Genomic DNA, 731 nt, shown 5'->3' on the forward strand with positions numbered 1-731 from the left:
GAAATCGCTCTTTGCGGTCGCCTTCATGGGGACGTGTTTTGCAATCATCCGCGCGGCCCTTTTTTTAGCCGCTAAAATCTTGCCGGGACCGCAAGACCTTTCGGATGATCCCGGCCAGCTCCTCCTGATTGGCCTCAATCTTGGACAGCACGCCCCGAATGATGACCGGCATCCGTTCGGGGGCCATTTCCTCCAACTTGGCGTCGTCGGTAAGCCATAGCTTCAACAGGCCGCCAAGACGGCCAAGGTCGCCATTGACGCGCACCAACTCACGCCCCTGTTCTATGTCGATTATGGGGCGCGGCTGATGCCCCAACCCAAGCACACGCAAATAGGCCGACGCGCTCAACCCGCTGGCCTGTGCGGCGGCTTCAATCGTCGCCTTGTCCTCGGCGCTGCACCATATCTTGATGTGGTGCCGCTCGCGCTTCGCCTTGGGTCTGTCGTTCAAATCACCTTCCCTTCGCTGCGGTAGCGGCGGCCTCGCAGAGCAAGAATCCCGTTGAGCGCCCCCGGCGCGAATAAGGGGAGTGATGGGGGTGTCCGCGCTTGCGTGGATGCCTCCATCACCTATCTTGCCCTGTCTTCGACGTTTAGACGCCAAATAGAAACTGTTGCTGGAACGATCATATATCGTTCACCCCCGAAAATATCTAGCGCCACACGGCCTAATCTGGCAGAAAAATACGATATAGCGGGAGTTCATCGGTTCGTGGCCGGTTTATGAACGC

Annotated in this window: 1 protein-coding gene; it reads right to left on the reverse strand. The window is 58.1% G+C overall.

The annotated features are described in order from the left end of the window. Positions 1-64: 64 nt before the first annotated feature. The gene (locus SPHV1_RS03665; RefSeq protein ID WP_054944721.1) at positions 65-451 is read right to left on the reverse strand and encodes a conjugal transfer protein TraJ; all 387 of its coding nucleotides are present in this window, start codon (positions 449-451) and stop codon (positions 65-67) included. Between the last annotated feature and the right edge of the window lie 280 nt (positions 452-731).

This window comes from Novosphingobium sp. KN65.2 (assembly GCF_001368935.1).
GTDB lineage: Bacteria > Pseudomonadota > Alphaproteobacteria > Sphingomonadales > Sphingomonadaceae > Novosphingobium > Novosphingobium mathurense.